We start from the raw sequence: 16,594 nt of genomic DNA, 5'->3' as shown, positions 1-16,594 counted from the left end.
CTATACCCTCGAATAACCCGATGGCGGCATTTTACACCGCCTTGTCGCCAATATCGCCTTCGTCCGCAAGGACCAGATTTGCAAGTCGCGCGCGAAGCGCCATTTGTTCCTTCAACAACGCCTGTTGGGCGTCAAAGTCTCCGGCCTCGCCGCTCGTCTCCAGCCGCGCCGTCGCTTCGGCCAGCGCGCCAGCCACCACCGGTCCCGCCGCCAGGATCGCGATCGCTTCGTTCAGGTCCGAACGGGCCTGCGCCGGATCGGCCGCGATCTGCGTGAACGAAAAAGGCAAGGTGTCGGCACGAAGCAGGTCGGAGGCCACGGAATCGAACCCGGACCGCGCCAATATGGTGAGGACTTGCGCGCTATCAAGCGCTTGATCCTCAAGCGCGACGTCGATCACCGCCTCGAACAGCCGGGCAAGCGCGCCGCCGCCAATGCGCAGCGATCCAAGCACCTCCACATGGCGAGCGATTTCGACCGGGTGACGGATCAGCCCGGCCAGCACGGCGCGCGCGAGCACCGGGTCGATGCCGGTGGTATGAACGCCGCGCGCCTCGTTGGAGACGGGACGATCCGGCGGCGTCCATTTGCCGTTCTTGAACGTGCCGCGCGGGGAGGGGCGTCCACCGCCGCCGCGGGGGCCATCGAAGCGCGTCGATGGCCGCCCGCGCCCGAACTGCTCGTCGAAGCGCTGCCGATATTCGGCAATATATTCGTCGCGGACGATCGGGTGCTGGATCGCTTGGGCACGTTCGGTCAGGCGTTTGCGAAGCCCTGCGCGGGCCTCGGGCGTCTCCAGCGGCTCGGCGACGAGTTCGGCATTCCACACGCGGGTCGCCAACCCTTCCGGCTTGGTCAGGAACGCCTCGAACGCCGACGGACCCTTGGCGCGCACCAGGTCGTCGGGGTCCATCCCCTCCGGCAAGGTCACGAAGGACAGGCTGCGGCCCGGCTCCAGCATCGGGAATCCGCGGCCTGCCGCGCGCAAGGCCGCTTTCTGCCCTGCCGAGTCGCCGTCGAAGCACAGGATCGGCACATCGACCATGCGCCACATCCGTTCCAACTGATGCTCGGTCATCGCGGTGCCGAGCGGCGCGACGACCTCGTCGAACCCGGCCTGGGCAAGCGCGATCACGTCCATATAGCCTTCAACCGCGATCACGCGGCCCACCTTGCGCGCGGCAGTTTGGGCACGGTCGATGTTGTAGAGCGTGCGCCCCTTGTCGAAGAGCGGGGTGTCGGGGGAGTTGAGGTATTTCGGCTCGCCCTCGCCGATGATGCGGCCACCAAAGGCGATGACGCGACCGCGCGCATCCTTGATCGGGATCATCAGCCGACCGCGGAACCGGTCGTAAGGCTCCTTGCCCTCGACCTGGATGAGCAGCCCCGCCTCGATCAGCAGCGCGTCGCCATAATGTTTGAGCGCCGTTCGCAACGCGCCGCGCGCATCGGGGGAATAACCCATACCGAATGCGCGCGCGGTCTCCGGTTTGATCCCGCGCTTGGAAAGCAAGGCACGCGCCTCCGCGCCCGCCAACCCGTCAAGCTGCTGGGTGAACCATTTGGCGGCATCCGCCATTACCTCGTGCAGCCCCTTCGCCCGTTCGGCGCGTTCGGCGGAGCGCTTGTCGGGGGCGGGGACGTCCATTCCTGCGGCGGCCGCAAGTTCCTTCACCGCATCCATGAACGGAAGGCCACGCTGATCGGTCATCCAACGGATCGCGTCGCCATGCGCCCCGCAACCGAAGCAATGGTAGAAACCCTTGTCGTCGTTAATCGTGAAGGACGGCGTCTTTTCGTTATGGAACGGGCAGCAGGCCTTGAACTCCCGTCCCGCCCGCTGGACTTTGACGGTGCGTCCGATGAGCGTCGACAGCGTGGTCCGCGCGCGCAGTTCGTCGAGAAATTGCGGCGTGAGGGTCATCGTGCGGGGCTGCGTTTCTCGACTTCGCTCAAAACGAACGGAGTGGTCCGTAATTCGCCCTTCCACTCCCCGTTCGTTTCGAGCGAAATCAAGAAACGTTCTCCGGGCGGTTTGGCAAAATGCGACACCATCGACCAATTCCCCGCGATAAGCGCTTCCTTCTTGGCGCGAGACCACCCACCGACAATGCGCTCGGCTTCCAACGCTTCCAAACGCGTCTGGAAACTTTCCGACCAAACTAGTTCCAGCGGTCGCCTGCGCGCGGGGCAATCACAGAACCCGCCTGCATTGTGTTCCGCGAGCCGCCGATCGAGATCATCTGTCTGGCCGGTATAATAGCGGCCATCGGCACATCGGATCAGATAAGCCCAGAATGCCATCGCTTGCGGATCGTCCTGTTAAACGTTTCTCGACTTCGCTCGAAACCAACGGATGTGGATGTGAATAATACCAAAATCCGTTGGTTTCGAGCGAAGTCGAGAAACCTCTCTCCCCTCAGATCAACGCCGCCTTCACCGCCGCGCTTGCCTTGCTCATGTCCAGCTCGGACCCGTGCCGCGCCTTCAGCTCTGCCATCACGCGGCCCATGTCCTTCATGCCGGTTGCGCCCAGTTCCACCTTGATCACCTCGATCGCCGCAGCCGTCTGCGCATCGTCCATCTGCGCGGGGAGGAAGCGTTCGATGACCGCGACTTCGCCCTTTTCCTGGTCGGCGAGTTCCTGACGGCCGCCTTTTTCGAACATCTCGATCGATTCGCGGCGCTGCTTGACCATTTTCTGCAAGACCTCGACCACCAGATCGTCGTCATTCTCCGGTGCCTTGCCGGTACGCGCTTCGATGTCGCGATTCTTGATCGCCGACTGGATCAGGCGGATCGCCGCGGTGCTTTGCTTGTCGCCCGCCTTCATCGCGGTCACCAGTGCGGACTTGATATCGTCGCGAATCATCGGCTTCTCTCAACCCTGAATGTGCAAACCACCCCGTTAGCGCGCGCCCGCGCCGATTAACAGATTGACGGGTGCGCGCATGGGGTCTAGCCGCCACATCTTAGCGACATCGCCAGACACCAGACAGGAAGCCCGCCTCATGGCCGACGCCAAACCCATGCCCATGCCCGAAGGTGCGACGGGCGTATTGGTGTTGGCGAGCGGAGACGTGGTGTGGGGCCGGGGCTTCGGCGCGGAAGGCTCGGCAGTCGGTGAGGTGTGCTTCCACACGGCCATGACCGGCTATCAGGAAATCATGACCGACCCGAGCTTTGCCGGGCAGATCATCAATTTTACTTTCCCCCATATCGGCAATGTCGGCACAAATGCCGACGATATCGAGGCGGACGATCCCCATGCGCTGGGCATGATCGTGCGCGAGGATGTGACCGAGCCGAGCAATTTCCGCAGCGCCCAGCGGCTGGACGACTGGATGAAGGCGCACAACCGCATCGGCCTGTCGGGCATCGACACGCGGGCTTTGACGCGCCGCATCCGCGTGGGCGGCGCGCCCAATGGGGTGATCGCGCATTCGCCCAGTGGCGAGTTCGACATCGACGCATTGCTGGCACAGGCGCGGGCGTGGCCGGGGCTGGAGGGCATGGACCTCGCGCGTGATGTGACCACCCAAACCCATTATGGCTGGGGAGAAGGCGGGCAGGGCGGCATCTGGCGGCTGGGTTTCGGCTTCGGTGACGACGCTTCACCCCTCCCCTTCAGGGGTGGGGCCTCCCCACAAGCAACAGAGTCTGGGGCACAGCCCCACCCCAACCCCTCCCCTGAAGGGGAGGGGCTTGAGAAACCCCATGTCGTCGCCATCGACTATGGCAGCAAACGCAACATCTTTCGCAATCTGGTTGCGGCGGGCGCAAAGGTCAGCGTCCTCCCCGCCACCGCGACTTATGACGAGGTGATGGCCCTTAACCCCGCAGGCGTGTTCCTGTCGAACGGTCCCGGCGATCCCGCCGCGACCGGCGAGTATGCCGTGCCCGTCATCCGCCAGCTGCTCGACACGAAGCTGCCGATCTTCGGCATCTGTCTTGGCCATCAATTGCTCGGCCTCGCGGTGGGCGCGACGACCACCAAGATGTTCCAGGGCCATCGCGGCGCCAACCACCCGGTCAAGCGGCTGTCGGACGGCGCGGTGGAGATCACCAGCATGAACCACGGCTTCGCGGTGGAACGCGACAGCCTGCCCGCCAATGTCCGCGAAACCCATGTGTCGCTGTTCGACGGATCGAATGCGGGGCTGGAATTGACCGACCGCCCGGCGTTCAGCGTGCAATACCACCCCGAAGCCTCGCCGGGACCGCAGGACAGTCTTTATCTGTTCGAGCGGTTCGTGGGGATTTTGGAGAAGCCGCAATGATTTCCATTCGCGCTCTGCCGATCCTCGGATTGTTGTCGGTTGCGGGATGTCAGGCCGACACCTCGACTTTTGGAAGTTGTGCCGAACGGTTCGCAAAATCGGCTCAGCTTCAGGTCCAATCCGACAGTCTGAGCGCAACCTATGGATTTGACCTGTCGGCTCTCGAAGAGAGCGAGCGCCAAAGCGTTATCGAGGAGAGGAAGCCGGTCATCACCACGGTAAGCCAATCCGGGCGAATGGTCGAAGAGTGGAAAGCCAAGAAGATCGATCGCGACGAAGTGCTGATCAACGGCGACCAGATGTTAGCTAAGTTTAAGAGCGGCACCGTCGCCAATGCTGCGGAGGCCGTGTCACGAGGTTGTGCGTTGGAACCCCGCCATGGACGGCTTCAATCCTTGACCATCGATTTCCCCAATCCGCGCATGGACGTGACAACCTAATGCCCAAACGCACCGACATTTCCTCCATCCTCGTGATCGGCGCGGGGCCGATCGTTATCGGTCAGGCGTGCGAGTTCGATTATTCGGGCACGCAGGCGATCAAGGCGTTGAAGGAGGAGGGTTACCGGATCGTCCTCGTCAATTCGAACCCGGCGACGATCATGACCGATCCCGAGTTGGCCGACGCGACCTATGTCGAGCCGATCACACCCGCGGTCGTTGCCAAGATTATCGAGAAGGAGCGGCCCGACGCGGTGCTGCCGACGATGGGCGGGCAGACCGCGCTCAACACCGCGCTGGCGTTGGCGAACGACGGCACGCTCGAAAAATTCGGCTGCATCATGATCGGTGCCGATGCCGAAGCGATCGACAAGGCCGAGGACCGGATCAAGTTCCGCGACGCGATGGACAAGATCGGGCTGGAGTCCGCCCGTTCGGCAATCGCGCACACGCTGGACGAGGCGCTGGCCGCGCTCGACCATACCGGGCTGCCCGCGATCATCCGTCCCAGCTTCACGATGGGCGGCACCGGCGGCGGCGTCGCCTATAACAAGGACGAGTTCGTCCGCATCGTCACCGGCGGGCTCGACGCGTCGCCCACCACCGAAGTCCTGATCGAGGAATCGCTGCTCGGCTGGAAAGAATATGAGATGGAGGTGGTGCGCGACCGCAAGGACAATGCGATCATCGTCTGCTCCATTGAGAATATCGACCCGATGGGCGTCCATACGGGCGATTCGATCACCGTCGCGCCCGCGCTGACGCTGACCGACAAGGAATATCAGATCATGCGCAATGCCAGCATCGCTGTCTTGCGCGAAATCGGTGTCGAAACGGGCGGTTCCAACGTCCAGTTCGCCGTCAATCCGAAGGACGGCCGCCTGATCGTCATCGAGATGAACCCGCGCGTATCACGCTCTTCCGCGCTGGCGTCCAAGGCCACCGGCTTCCCGATCGCCAAGGTCGCCGCCAAGCTGGCGGTCGGATACACGCTGGACGAGATCGACAACGACATCACCGGCGCGACGCCGGCGTCGTTCGAGCCGACCATCGATTATGTCGTGACCAAAATCCCGCGTTTCGCGTTCGAAAAGTTCAAGGGCGCCGAGCCGTTGCTGTCGACCGCGATGAAGTCGGTCGGCGAAGTCATGGCGATCGGGCGCAATATCCATGAATCGATGCAAAAGGCGCTGCGCGGTCTGGAAACCGGGCTGACCGGGTTCGACGAAGTGCACCGGCTGGTCGGCGCGCCGCGCGAGGAAATCGAGGCGGCACTGTCGCAGGCGACTCCCGACCGGTTGTTGGTCGCGGCGCAAGCACTGCGCGAAGGGTTCAGCGTCGGTGAAGTCCACGCCATCGCCAAGTTCGACCCCTGGTTCCTGGAACGGATCGCCGAGATCATTCGCGCGGAGGAAGAAGTCTGCACCAACGGCCTGCCGCGCGATGCGGCAGGGTTGCGCCGCCTGAAATCGATGGGCTTTTCGGACAAGCGGCTCGCGCATCTCGCGCTGCAATCGGCCAATCTGCGTGGCAATGCGGCGGGCGTTGCGCGCGGATCGGGCCTGATCCACGAAGCGGTCAAGGCGATGACCGGCGGCGTTACCGAGGGCGAGGTGCGTGCGCTGCGCCATAAACTGGGCGTGCGCCCGGTGTTCAAACGCATCGACACCTGCGCCGCGGAATTCGACGCCAAGACGCCCTATATGTATTCCACCTATGAAGCCCCGAGCTTCGGCGAGCCTGAGAATGAGGCGATGCCGAGTGATCGGCGCAAGATCGTCATTCTGGGCGGCGGTCCGAACCGGATCGGGCAGGGGATCGAGTTCGATTATTGCTGTTGCCACGCCTGCTTTGCGCTGGCGGATGCAGGCTATGAGACGATCATGGTCAACTGCAATCCGGAGACCGTGTCGACCGATTACGACACGTCGGACCGGCTCTATTTCGAACCGCTGACCGCCGAGGACGTACTGGAGATCCTGGAAGTCGAAAGATCGAGCGGTGAGCTTGTCGGCGTGATCGTCCAGTTCGGTGGGCAAACGCCGCTCAATCTGGCGCGGGCGCTGGAGGAGGCGGGCATCCCGATCCTCGGTACCTCACCAGACGCGATCGACCTGGCCGAGGACCGGGAGCGGTTCGCCGCGCTCGTTTCCAAGCTGGGTCTGAAGCAGCCCGCCAACGGCATGGCGCGCAGCCGCGAAGAGGCGCTCGCGATTGCCGAGCGCATCGGATACCCGGTGCTGACGCGCCCCAGCTATGTACTGGGCGGTCGCGCGATGGAGATTGTCGACGGTCCCGAACAGCTCGACGATTATATCCGGACGTCGGTGCAAGTGTCTGCGGATACGCCGGTTTTGATCGACCAGTACTTACGCGACGCGATCGAGGTCGATGTCGATGCCATCGCTGACGGCACCGACGTCGTGGTCGCGGGCGTGCTCCAGCATATCGAGGAAGCGGGCGTCCATTCGGGCGACAGTGCGTGCTCGATCCCGCCCTATTCGCTGCCCGCCGACATCATTGCCGAAATCGAGCGCCAGACCGAAGCGCTGGCGCGTGCGCTGAGCGTCGAGGGGCTGATGAACATCCAGTTCGCGGTAAAGGCCAGCGGCCGTGAGGCCGAACAGCCAAAAGATCAGGTCTATCTGATCGAGGTCAATCCGCGCGCATCGCGCACCGTGCCCTTCGTCGCCAAGGCGATCGGCGCGCCCATCGCCAAGATCGCGGCGCGGGTGATGGCCGGTGAACTTCTCGCTGATCTGCCGAGGATCGACCGCCACATCGATCATATCGCGGTCAAGGAAGCGGTGTTCCCGTTCAACCGCTTTCCCGGTGTCGATCCGGTATTGTCTCCCGAAATGAAGTCCACCGGCGAAGTCATGGGAATCGATAGCGATTTCCCGATGGCTTTCGCCAAGGCGCAGCTTGGTGCGAGCACGACGCTTCCCGCCAAGGGCACCGCATTCGTCAGCGTCAAGGACAGCGACAAGGCGGTGGTGCTCCCCGGTGTGCAGAAGCTGGCCGAACTTGGTTTCCACATCGTCGCGACCGGCGGTACGGCGGATTTCCTGGCCGGGCAGGGGATCAATGTCGAGCGCGTCAACAAGGTCGCGCAGGGACGCCCGCATATCGTCGATCGCATCCAGGACGGGGATGTGCAGCTGATCTTCAACACGACCGAAGGCTGGCAATCGCTCAAGGATTCGCAGTCGATCCGCGCGTGCGCGCTGACGCAGAAAATTCCCTATTTCACGACCGCGCCTGCCAGCGTCGCGGCAGCGTATGCGATCGAGGCGCTGGGCAGCCGCTCCCTTGAAGTCCGCCCCTTGCAGTCCTATTATTCGCAATCGCACAATTGATCCCCGACATTGGCGTTATGTGCGGGTGGCCCGGCAAGGGCCGCCGGGGTGGGGCGTTTTGAACTGAGGGACGGATGTGATGGCGACGGTCGAAAAGATGCCGATGCTGCAAGAAGGCTATGAGAAGCTCAGCGCCGAGCTGAAGCGGCTCAAAACCGAGCGCCCGACGATCGTCGATGCGATCGAGGAAGCGCGTGCGCATGGCGACCTGTCCGAAAACGCCGAATATCACGCCGCAAAGGAACGTCAGGGCCAGGTCGAGGCGTCGATTGCCGATATCGAGGACAAGCTGAGCCGCGCCCAGATCATCGACCCGAAGGACCTGTCGGGCGACAAGATCGTGTTCGGCGCGACCGTCACGCTGCTCGACGAGGACGACAAGCCGGTGAAATACCAGATCGTCGGTCAGGCCGAGGCGGACGCGAATGTCGGGCGGATCAGCTATAATTCGCCGTTGGGCCGCGCGCTGATCGGGCGCAAGGTCGACGAAGAGGTCGAAGTGACCGTGCCGTCGGGCGACAAATATTATCTGGTGTCGAAGATCGAGTTCATTTGATTTTCCATCCTTGATATCCGTTCGCGCTGAGCTTGCCGAAGCGCTGTCCTTCTTTCATCCAAAGAAGAGAAAAGCAGTGCTTCGACAAGCTCAGCACGAACGGGTTGGTGGCGAATGACGCGCACTAACACGCCGGTAACCTTGGCAATTGCCGTTACGACGGTGCTGGTCAGCGTCGCACTCACGCTTACCGCCAGCGAGAATTGGGCTGCGGTGGTCGCCGGTTTCATGCCGGTCCGCTGGTCGGTCGAAGTCTTCATCCCCTCGGATCTGTGGGTCGTCCCCTCCTTGCTGACGCCGCTCAGCGCCGCGCTGATCCATGCCGGTTTCATCCATCTTGGCTTCAACATGCTGATGCTGTGGGTGTGCGGGACGGGGAGCGAACGCGCGCTGGGCGGGCGCGGGGTGGTCGTACTTTATTTGGTCGGCGCCTATGCCGCTGCGGCGGCGCAATGGGCGGTCGAGCCGATGTCCGAGGTGCCGATGATCGGGGCGAGCGGGGCAGTGTCGGCGGTGGTGGGCGCCTATGCGCTGCTCTATGGTCGCCCGCGCGCGAAGGCGATCGGGCCGCTGTCGGCGCGAACCGTGCATGTGCTGTGGCTGGCGGCGGCGTGGACGGTGCTCAACCTGCTGATCGGGGTTCTGAGCACACAGGCCGGGATGCCGATCGCGGCGGCGGCGCATATCGGCGGGTTCGTTGCGGGGCTGGCGCTGGCGCGACCGCTGCTCGTATGGCGGTGGAAGGGGGCCTGAGGCGGGGTCTCCGACAACCCTGATCCCGTTCGTTTCGAGCGAAGTCGAGAAACGTGAGCGTGGCGCCAAGTTAGCGTTTCTCGACTTCGCTCGAAACGAACGGAGGGCGTGCTGATTTCGATTGGCGCTCCAAGGACCGTCATTCCAGCCTCAAAACCGTCATCACAGCGAAAGCTGGGCTATCTCGCGTTTCGCGATATGGCCTGATGCCCCAGCTTTCGCTGGGACGGTTTTTTGGGGAGGGCTTTAAGCCGCCGGACCTTCGATTTCCGGTTCGAGCAGGCGGTGCAGATGCACCAGCACATATTTCATCTCGGCATCGTCGACGGTGCGCTGGGCAGCGGCGCGCCACGCCTTTTCGGCGCTTTCATAGTCGGGGAAGATACCGACCACGTCGATATTCTTGAGGTCGGTATAGTCGAGGGTACGCGGATCGCTGACGCGACCGCCGAAAACCAGGTGCAGCTTGCTCATAAAGGCTCCGGGGAGAGGAATGCTGCACCGCCCCTAAGCGCCGAACGACCGGCGCTCAAGGGGGTGTGAAGCCTCTACCGCCGGGTTATTTGCGCTCACCCGTTCCGATCGCGGCCGATTTTGCTGCGTCGAAAATGTGCGCGGCGATCGAGCCGGCCTTGTCCTTGGCGCTCGACGTGTCGGGCTTGAGCGACGCGAATTCGGCCTTGCCGGTGTCGCGCGCGGCGATTGCGGCGGCAGTCGCGCCTTCGGCCAGACGCTTGCCGACGGTGCCGAGCAATTCGTCCTCCTTTTGCGTCTTCGGCAGCAGCGCGCCGATCACCGCTCCGACCGCGATGCCGCCCGCGACGACCGCCAGCGGATTGTCCTTGGCGGCCTTTTCGGCGCGGGTTGCGGCCTGTTTCACGCTCTGCTTGCTCGACCGATAGGCGTCGCTGGCCTTTGCCTGGGCCTTGTCGATGGTGTCGTTGATGTCGCTCATGTCATGTCCTTCCTGGGCGCGAACGCGCGCCGTCATGCTCCAAACTCGTCGGTATCGTCGGGGGTTGCATCGTCGCCCTGCCGGATCGCGCGGGCAATCGGCTTGCGTGCGAGCAGCAGGCCGACGAGGCCGATGCCCGCGGCGATCTTGCCCGGATTGTTGCGGACCGTTTCCGCGCCGGTGCGTGCGGCGGACACTGCGGTTTCCCGTACCGTTTCGACCGCTTCGTCGCGCAGCGTCGCAGGCGAGAGGCGGTGCTGAAGCGTATCGAGCGTCGACTGGAACCGCAAACGCGCGGCGTCCCGCGTGGCGATCGCCGCGATCAGGGTGGGAGATGCATTCATGGCTCGATCACCTCCACAGGCTCCACGTCCGGTCCAGCCTTTGCCCGCTGAAAATGCGACACGCCGATCTTGGCCAGCACGCCACCGATGACGCTCGCCACCGCGACGACGATCAACATCGACCAGAACGGGCCGATGATCGTCGCCAGCGACAGGACCAGTCCCACAAACAGCGCGATCAGCGCGCCGTGGAGCAGCACCAGTCCGGCGACGAGGAAGATGACGCCGCTCTTTGCCGCGCGCATCCGTTCCCCGGCCAGTGCCTTCACATAGTCGATTTCGGCACGGGCATAGCCTTTTCCGTCCTCGACCAGCCGACCGATCAACGTCCCGATCCCGGGCTTTTCCTCCGGTGTATCGGTCAATTCTTCCCGCAACGACGGCATCAGGCGTCGTTGGTCGGCTTGCGCGTCGATGCTCGCTCGCCGGCGTCGGCGGTGCCATCGATCCCGGCCTTCACGACGCGGGCGATCACGAAACCGAGCGCGGCGGCGATGCCGACGGCGACGGCCGGGCTCTTGCGGACGAACTGGCGGGTATCCTCCAGCAATTCGTCGACATTCTTGGTGTTGAGCGTCGATGCGAACTCATCGACGAACTTCGCCGCCGAATGGGCGTATTGGCCGTATTGCTCGCCGAGCTTTTCATCGACGGTGTTGGCGGCGTCGTCGACCAGCTTGGCGACTTCGCCCAGCGCGCCTGATGCCTTGGCCTTGCCGTCGTCGGCATAGAGCCGTGCCTTCTCGGCGGCGGTCTTGCCCAGCTTTCCGGCTTCGTCGCGGATCGTCTGGGTTGCGCCCTTGAAGCCGCCGACGTTGCTCTCCGCCTCGGTCATCGGTTTCGGACGGACGGGGGTGGTGGTATCGTTCATGGGTAAAGCCCTTTCCTCACTCATCCCAACAAACCAAGCGATGCCCGCGCGGTTCCATGCGCCGCGCCACTTCGTTTGCGGTTCGCGACCGTCGGGGCTAGAGGCAGCCGCGACATTCGCTTTCGCCCATGATCTAGGGAGACCGTTACGTGACCGCAATCATCGACATTCATGGCCGCCGCATTCTCGACAGTCGCGGCAATCCGACGGTCGAGGTCGATGTGCTGCTTGACGACGGCAGCTTCGGTCGCGCGGCGGTCCCCTCGGGCGCATCGACCGGCGCGTATGAGGCGGTCGAGCGCCGCGACGGCGACAAGGGCCGCTGGATGGGCAAGGGCGTCGACGATGCGGTCGAGGCGGTCAATTCGGACATTGCCGAAGCGATCCTGGGGCTCGACGCCGAGGAACAGGCCGAAATCGACGCGGCGATGATCGAACTCGACGGCACCGACAACAAGAGCCGCCTGGGCGCGAACGCGATCCTTGGCGTGAGCCTCGCGGTGGCCAAGGCGGCGGCGGAAGCGCGCGGGCTGCCGCTGTATCGCTATATCGGCGGGGTTCAGGCGCAGGTGCTGCCGGTGCCGATGATGAACATCATCAATGGCGGCGAACATGCCGACAACCCCATCGATTTCCAGGAATTCATGATCGTGCCGGTCGGCGCGGAGAATATCGTAGAGGCGGTGCGCTGCGGATCGGAAATCTTCCACACACTGAAAAAGGGTCTGAGCGAGAAGGGGCTGTCGACCTCGGTCGGTGACGAAGGCGGGTTCGCGCCTGCGCTCGCCAGCACCACCGATGCGCTCGACTTCATCATGTCGGCGATCGAAAAGGCAGGCTACACGCCGGGCGACGACGTGATGCTGGCGCTCGACTGCGCGGCGACCGAATATCTCAAGAACGGCAAATACGAGATGGTCGGCGAGGGCAAGTCGCTCAGCCCACTTGAGAACGCCGAGTTCCTCGCCGATCTGACGCGTCGTTATCCGATCTTCTCGATCGAGGACGGCATGGGCGAGGATGATTTCGAGGGCTGGAAGGCGCTGACCGATGCAATCGGCGACAAGGTCCAGCTGGTCGGCGACGATCTGTTCGTGACCAACCCGAAGCGCCTGGCGATGGGGATCGAGAAGGGGCTGGCCAATTCGCTGCTGGTCAAGGTCAACCAGATTGGCACGCTGACCGAAACGCTGGAAGCGGTCACGCTGGCGCAGCGTTCGGGCTATACCGCGGTCATGTCGCACCGCTCGGGCGAGACCGAGGATGCGACGATCGCCGATCTGGCGGTCGCTACGAACTGCGGCCAGATCAAGACCGGCAGCCTTGCGCGGTCGGACCGGTTGGCGAAATACAATCAGCTGATCCGCATCGAGGAGGAACTGGGTTCGACCGCGCGCTATGCGGGGCGGAGCGTGTTGCGCTAATCTAAATTCCTCCCCCATCGGGGGAGGTGGCAGAACATAGTGCTGACGGAGGGGGCAAGCCACGAAGCGCAACGCTCGTGGCCCCCCCACCATGCTGCGGATGGTCCCCCTCCCCCGGTGGGGGAGGAATTGTTGCGATCAGAACAGCCGCCCGCCATTGGGCACATTCTCGCTCGGTCCGATCAGCACGACCCTTCCTTCCGCATCGGGGAAGCCCAGCGTCAGCACCTCCGACATGAATCGCCCGATCTGACGCGGCGGGAAATTGACCACTGCCGCCACCTGACGGCCCAAAAGCTCGTCCGCCGCATAATGTTCGGTGATTTGCGCGCTCGATTTCTTTTCCCCGATTTCGCTGCCGAAATCGATCCGCAGTTTGAAGGCCGGTTTGCGCGCTTCGGGAAAGCCCTCGACCGCAACGATCGTCCCCACCCGGATATCGACCTTAAGGAAATCGTCGAAGCCGATGGTATCGCCTGCGGGCGCATTGGCGGCGTGATTGACGTGCATCGTTGTCCTTTCGCGGCGAAATCCTCGTCAGCCCGCTTGATCGGGCGATGCCCCGCGCACTAAGCAAGGCGATGGCCCCGAACAACCAGTCCCGCATGGTCGCGATGCTCAAACGGGCAGGGCCACCCGCATTCGGCATCATTTTCATGGGCTTTTTCATCTATTTCGCGCTGGCGGGGCCGAACGGCGTGCTCGCCTACCGCGAATATGACCGGCAGCTGGAAGCGCGCCAGAAGGAATATGCCGAGCTGGACAAGAAGCGGTCGGAATTGCGCAACCGGGTGGAGCAGCTCGATCCTCGGCGGGCCAACCCGGACATGGTGGACGAACTGGTCCGCAAGGAGCTGAACGTGGTTCACCCCGATGAGGTGATCATTCCGATCGAGTGACGGTCAGACCAAGTCCGTTTCTCCCGAGCGGAGTCGAGGGACATTGCCGAGCGTAGCCGAGGTCTCCTCGCTTCGCTCGAAAAGGCCCCTCGACTGCGCTCGGGACGAACGGGGGTGGGGGATCAATGGCTTCCCCTACGGAACTCCGCCATCCCGGTTGCAGTTTCCGCACCAACCGGCCTATAGGCACCTTCCTTTCCACTCCCCGGACGAGGGCATTCATATCGTGGCCAAAGCACCGGCGCGCAGCCGTCAAAGCGAACCTCCCGTGACCAACCGTGAACGGCCGGCCGAGCCGAAGCGTTACGAGGCATCGAAGGAGGAGCTTCTGGAATTCTATCGCCAGATGCTGCTCATCCGCCGGTTCGAGGAAAAGGCGGGGCAGCTGTACGGGCTGGGCCTGATCGGCGGTTTCTGCCACCTCTATATCGGTCAGGAAGCGGTCGCGGTCGGGCTTCAATCGGCGCTTGAGGTCGGCAAGGACTCGGTCATCACCGGTTATCGCGATCACGGCCACATGCTTGCCTATGGCATCGATCCCAACGTCATCATGGCCGAACTGACGGGGCGCGCCGCCGGGATTTCGAAGGGCAAGGGCGGGTCGATGCACATGTTCTCGACCGAGCATAAATTCTATGGCGGCCACGGCATCGTCGGCGCTCAGGTGTCGCTGGGCGCGGGGCTTGCCTTCAAGCACAAATATGTCGGCGATGGCGGCGTCTGCCTTGCCTATTTCGGCGATGGTGCTGCGAACCAGGGCCAGGTGTACGAAGCGTTCAACATGGCCGAGCTGTGGAAGCTGCCGTGCATCTTCGTCATCGAGAACAACCAATATGCGATGGGCACGTCGGTCAACCGCGCGTCGTCGGAAGACCAGCTCTACAAGCGCGGCGAATCGTTCCGCATCCCCGGCATCCAGGTCGACGGGATGGACGTGCTTGCATGCCGCGGAGCGATCGAAACCGCGCTCGAATGGGTGCGTGGCGGCAAGGGGCCGATCATCCTTGAGATGAAGACCTATCGCTATCGCGGGCATTCGATGTCCGACCCGGCGAAATATCGCAGCCGCGACGAGGTTCAGGCCGTGCGCGACAAGTCCGACCCGATCGAGGCGGTCAAGCGCGAGCTGGACCTGGCGGGCGTCAAGGAAGACGAGATCAAGAAGATCGACGCCGAGATCAAGAAGATCGTGAACGCCAGCGCCGACTTCGCCGAAAGCGCGCCGGAGCCCGAGCCGAACGAATTGTACACCGAAGTTCTGGTGGAGACGTACTGAGATGGCGATCGAACTGAAGATGCCGGCGCTGTCGCCCACGATGGAAGAGGGCACGCTCGCCAAGTGGCTCGTCAAGGAAGGCGACACGGTCAAGTCCGGCGACATCATGGCCGAGATCGAAACCGACAAGGCGACGATGGAATTCGAGGCCGTCGATGAAGGTACGATCGCCAAGATCGTGGTCGCCGAGGGCACCGACAACGTGAAGGTCGGCACCGTGATCGCGGTGCTTGCCGAGGAAGGCGAGGACGCGAGCGAGGCAGCTTCGGCGAAGGAAGAAGCGCCGAAGCAGGAAGCGGCGCCCAAGGCAGAAGCCAAGTCGGACGACAAGCCCGAGGCCAAGGAAACCGGCACCACCCAGCTGACCCAGCATGCCGAGAAAACCGGCAAGCGCGATCCCGAAATCCCCGAAGGCACCGAAATGGTGAAGACCACGGTCCGCGAAGCGCTGCGCGACGCGATGGCCGAGGAAATGCGCGCCGACGACCGTGTGTTCGTGATGGGCGAGGAAGTCGCCGAATATCAGGGCGCGTACAAGGTCACCCAAGGCCTGCTCGACGAATTCGGCGCGCGCCGCGTGATCGACACCCCAATCACCGAATATGGCTTTGCGGGCGTCGGCACGGGCGCGGCGATGGGCGGGCTTCGTCCGATCGTCGAGTTCATGACGTTCAACTTCGCGATGCAGGCGATCGACCACATCATCAATTCGGCGGCCAAGACCAATTATATGTCCGGCGGCCAGATGCGCTGCCCGATCGTGTTTCGCGGCCCGAACGGCGCGGCAAGCCGCGTCGGCGCGCAGCACAGCCAGAACTACGGTCCGTGGTATGCCAGCGTCCCCGGCCTGATCGTGATCGCGCCCTATGACGCGGCGGATGCAAAGGGTCTGCTCAAGGCCGCGATCCGCAGCGAAGACCCGGTGGTCTTCCTCGAAAACGAACTGATGTACGGTCGCAGCTTCGACGTGCCCAAGCTCGACGATTTCGTGCTGCCGATCGGCAAGGCGCGGATCATGCGCGAGGGCAAGGACGTGACCATCGTCAGCTATTCGATCGGCGTCGGCGTCTCATTGGAAGCCGCCGACAAGCTGGCCGAGCAAGGCATCGAGGCGGAGGTCATCGACTTGCGTACGCTGCGCCCGCTCGACACCGACACGGTGCTCGAAAGCCTGAAAAAGACCAATCGCCTGGTCGTGGTCGAGGAAGGCTGGCCGACCTGTTCGATCGCGTCGGAAATCGCCGCGGTGGTGATGGAAAAGGGCTTCGACGACCTCGACGCGCCGGTGCTGCGCGTCACCAACGAGGACGTGCCGCTGCCTTATGCCGCCAATCTCGAAAAACTGGCGCTGGTCGATGCTCCGCGCGTCGTCGCGGCGGTGAAGAAGGTGACGTACAGGGATTGATCGAGATGTCGGGGGCCGTCTGGGCGGTCCCC

At 63.4% G+C, this 16,594-nt stretch carries 18 protein-coding genes; 9 read left to right on the top strand and 9 right to left on the bottom strand.

Annotation, left to right across the window (positions count from 1 at the left end):
• Window positions 1-31: 31 nt before the first annotated feature.
• From dnaG to ACX0GZ_RS00960, 3 genes are all read right to left on the bottom strand, one after another.
• Window positions 32-1,924 (bottom strand): DNA primase, encoded by a 1,893-nt coding sequence (dnaG, locus tag ACX0GZ_RS00970; RefSeq protein WP_458812347.1) that lies wholly within the window; start codon window positions 1,922-1,924, stop codon window positions 32-34.
• A complete protein-coding gene (locus ACX0GZ_RS00965; RefSeq protein ID WP_458812344.1) occupies window positions 1,921-2,304 on the bottom strand; it encodes a GIY-YIG nuclease family protein in 384 nt (127 codons plus the stop codon). The genes dnaG and ACX0GZ_RS00965 overlap by 4 nt, the downstream gene beginning before the upstream one ends.
• Before the next feature lie 115 nt (window positions 2,305-2,419).
• Window positions 2,420-2,872 (bottom strand): GatB/YqeY domain-containing protein, encoded by a 453-nt coding sequence (locus ACX0GZ_RS00960; RefSeq protein ID WP_458812341.1) that lies wholly within the window; start codon window positions 2,870-2,872, stop codon window positions 2,420-2,422.
• Between the two features lie 139 nt (window positions 2,873-3,011).
• Between ACX0GZ_RS00960 and carA the strand changes: the two genes are divergently transcribed.
• The 5 genes from carA to ACX0GZ_RS00935 all read left to right on the top strand — a co-directional run bounded on the left by carA (window position 3,012) and on the right by ACX0GZ_RS00935 (window position 9,388).
• Complete coding sequence (carA, locus tag ACX0GZ_RS00955) at window positions 3,012-4,280, top strand: glutamine-hydrolyzing carbamoyl-phosphate synthase small subunit (protein ID WP_458812338.1); 1,269 nt, start codon at window positions 3,012-3,014, stop codon at window positions 4,278-4,280.
• On the top strand, window positions 4,277-4,720 hold the full coding sequence (locus ACX0GZ_RS00950; RefSeq protein ID WP_458812335.1) for a hypothetical protein: 444 nt from the start codon (window positions 4,277-4,279) through the stop codon (window positions 4,718-4,720). The genes carA and ACX0GZ_RS00950 overlap by 4 nt, the downstream gene beginning before the upstream one ends.
• On the top strand, window positions 4,720-8,079 hold the full coding sequence (gene carB / locus ACX0GZ_RS00945) for a carbamoyl-phosphate synthase large subunit (protein ID WP_458812332.1): 3,360 nt from the start codon (window positions 4,720-4,722) through the stop codon (window positions 8,077-8,079). Before ACX0GZ_RS00950 ends, carB begins: the two co-directional genes overlap by 1 nt.
• Before the next feature lie 79 nt (window positions 8,080-8,158).
• Window positions 8,159-8,635 (top strand): transcription elongation factor GreA, encoded by a 477-nt coding sequence (gene greA / locus ACX0GZ_RS00940; protein ID WP_458812329.1) that lies wholly within the window; start codon window positions 8,159-8,161, stop codon window positions 8,633-8,635.
• Window positions 8,636-8,749: 114 nt separating this feature from the next.
• On the top strand, window positions 8,750-9,388 hold the full coding sequence (locus ACX0GZ_RS00935; protein WP_458812327.1) for a rhomboid family intramembrane serine protease: 639 nt from the start codon (window positions 8,750-8,752) through the stop codon (window positions 9,386-9,388).
• A 246-nt stretch (window positions 9,389-9,634) separates the two neighbouring features.
• Here the strand turns inward: ACX0GZ_RS00935 and ACX0GZ_RS00930 are convergent, their stop codons facing one another.
• From ACX0GZ_RS00930 to ACX0GZ_RS00910, 5 genes are all read right to left on the bottom strand, one after another.
• Window positions 9,635-9,862: a DUF4170 domain-containing protein gene (locus ACX0GZ_RS00930; protein WP_458812324.1), complete on the bottom strand. Its 228-nt coding sequence runs from the start codon at window positions 9,860-9,862 to the stop codon at window positions 9,635-9,637.
• A gap of 85 nt (window positions 9,863-9,947) precedes the next feature.
• Entirely contained in the window at window positions 9,948-10,343 is a 396-nt protein-coding gene (locus ACX0GZ_RS00925; RefSeq protein ID WP_458812321.1) for a hypothetical protein, read from the bottom strand.
• Window positions 10,344-10,375: 32 nt separating this feature from the next.
• Window positions 10,376-10,687, bottom strand: a complete 312-nt coding sequence (locus ACX0GZ_RS00920) for a DUF3618 domain-containing protein (RefSeq protein ID WP_458812318.1) — start codon at window positions 10,685-10,687, stop codon at window positions 10,376-10,378.
• Window positions 10,684-11,052, bottom strand: coding sequence for a phage holin family protein (locus ACX0GZ_RS00915; protein WP_458812315.1), 369 nt, complete (start codon window positions 11,050-11,052; stop codon window positions 10,684-10,686). Before ACX0GZ_RS00915 ends, ACX0GZ_RS00920 begins: the two co-directional genes overlap by 4 nt.
• Window positions 11,053-11,072: 20 nt before the next feature.
• Window positions 11,073-11,558, bottom strand: coding sequence for a hypothetical protein (locus ACX0GZ_RS00910; protein ID WP_458812312.1), 486 nt, complete (start codon window positions 11,556-11,558; stop codon window positions 11,073-11,075).
• A 149-nt stretch (window positions 11,559-11,707) separates the two neighbouring features.
• Between ACX0GZ_RS00910 and eno the strand changes: the two genes are divergently transcribed.
• Window positions 11,708-12,982 (top strand): phosphopyruvate hydratase, encoded by a 1,275-nt coding sequence (eno, locus tag ACX0GZ_RS00905; RefSeq protein ID WP_458812309.1) that lies wholly within the window; start codon window positions 11,708-11,710, stop codon window positions 12,980-12,982.
• A 138-nt stretch (window positions 12,983-13,120) separates the two neighbouring features.
• On the opposite strand, the gene ACX0GZ_RS00900 is transcribed toward eno, so the two are convergent.
• Window positions 13,121-13,492, bottom strand: coding sequence for a tRNA-binding protein (locus ACX0GZ_RS00900; RefSeq protein WP_458812306.1), 372 nt, complete (start codon window positions 13,490-13,492; stop codon window positions 13,121-13,123).
• 71 nt (window positions 13,493-13,563) lie between these two features.
• On the opposite strand from ACX0GZ_RS00900, the gene ACX0GZ_RS00895 reads away from it, so the two are divergent.
• From ACX0GZ_RS00895 to ACX0GZ_RS00885, 3 genes are all read left to right on the top strand, one after another.
• A complete protein-coding gene (locus ACX0GZ_RS00895) occupies window positions 13,564-13,881 on the top strand; it encodes an FtsB family cell division protein (protein ID WP_458812303.1) in 318 nt (105 codons plus the stop codon).
• A gap of 226 nt (window positions 13,882-14,107) precedes the next feature.
• The gene (pdhA, locus tag ACX0GZ_RS00890; RefSeq protein WP_458812300.1) at window positions 14,108-15,157 is read left to right on the top strand and encodes a pyruvate dehydrogenase (acetyl-transferring) E1 component subunit alpha; all 1,050 of its coding nucleotides are present in this window, start codon (window positions 14,108-14,110) and stop codon (window positions 15,155-15,157) included.
• 1 nt (window position 15,158) lies between these two features.
• The gene (locus tag ACX0GZ_RS00885; RefSeq protein WP_458812296.1) at window positions 15,159-16,562 is read left to right on the top strand and encodes a pyruvate dehydrogenase complex E1 component subunit beta; all 1,404 of its coding nucleotides are present in this window, start codon (window positions 15,159-15,161) and stop codon (window positions 16,560-16,562) included.
• Window positions 16,563-16,594: the final 32 nt, after the last annotated feature.

The organism is Sphingomonas aestuarii, from assembly GCF_054457155.1.
Note: the sequence above shows the minus strand (reverse complement) of the source record. Positions and strands in the feature narration are given on the sequence as shown.

Coding starts and splice junctions, on each gene's coding strand:
- ACX0GZ_RS00950 (WP_458812335.1), top strand. CDS start 4,277: ATGATTTCCATTCGCGCTCTGCCGATCCTCGGATTGTTGTCGGTTGCG.
- dnaG (WP_458812347.1), bottom strand. CDS start 1,924: ATGACCCTCACGCCGCAATTTCTCGACGAACTGCGCGCGCGGACCACG.
- ACX0GZ_RS00925 (WP_458812321.1), bottom strand. CDS start 10,343: ATGAGCGACATCAACGACACCATCGACAAGGCCCAGGCAAAGGCCAGC.
- ACX0GZ_RS00910 (WP_458812312.1), bottom strand. CDS start 11,558: ATGAACGATACCACCACCCCCGTCCGTCCGAAACCGATGACCGAGGCG.
- greA (WP_458812329.1), top strand. CDS start 8,159: ATGGCGACGGTCGAAAAGATGCCGATGCTGCAAGAAGGCTATGAGAAG.
- ACX0GZ_RS00885 (WP_458812296.1), top strand. CDS start 15,159: ATGGCGATCGAACTGAAGATGCCGGCGCTGTCGCCCACGATGGAAGAG.
- carB (WP_458812332.1), top strand. CDS start 4,720: ATGCCCAAACGCACCGACATTTCCTCCATCCTCGTGATCGGCGCGGGG.
- ACX0GZ_RS00935 (WP_458812327.1), top strand. CDS start 8,750: ATGACGCGCACTAACACGCCGGTAACCTTGGCAATTGCCGTTACGACG.
- ACX0GZ_RS00930 (WP_458812324.1), bottom strand. CDS start 9,862: ATGAGCAAGCTGCACCTGGTTTTCGGCGGTCGCGTCAGCGATCCGCGT.
- carA (WP_458812338.1), top strand. CDS start 3,012: ATGGCCGACGCCAAACCCATGCCCATGCCCGAAGGTGCGACGGGCGTA.
- ACX0GZ_RS00895 (WP_458812303.1), top strand. CDS start 13,564: ATGGCCCCGAACAACCAGTCCCGCATGGTCGCGATGCTCAAACGGGCA.
- ACX0GZ_RS00920 (WP_458812318.1), bottom strand. CDS start 10,687: ATGAATGCATCTCCCACCCTGATCGCGGCGATCGCCACGCGGGACGCC.
- ACX0GZ_RS00900 (WP_458812306.1), bottom strand. CDS start 13,492: ATGCACGTCAATCACGCCGCCAATGCGCCCGCAGGCGATACCATCGGC.
- ACX0GZ_RS00965 (WP_458812344.1), bottom strand. CDS start 2,304: ATGGCATTCTGGGCTTATCTGATCCGATGTGCCGATGGCCGCTATTAT.
- ACX0GZ_RS00960 (WP_458812341.1), bottom strand. CDS start 2,872: ATGATTCGCGACGATATCAAGTCCGCACTGGTGACCGCGATGAAGGCG.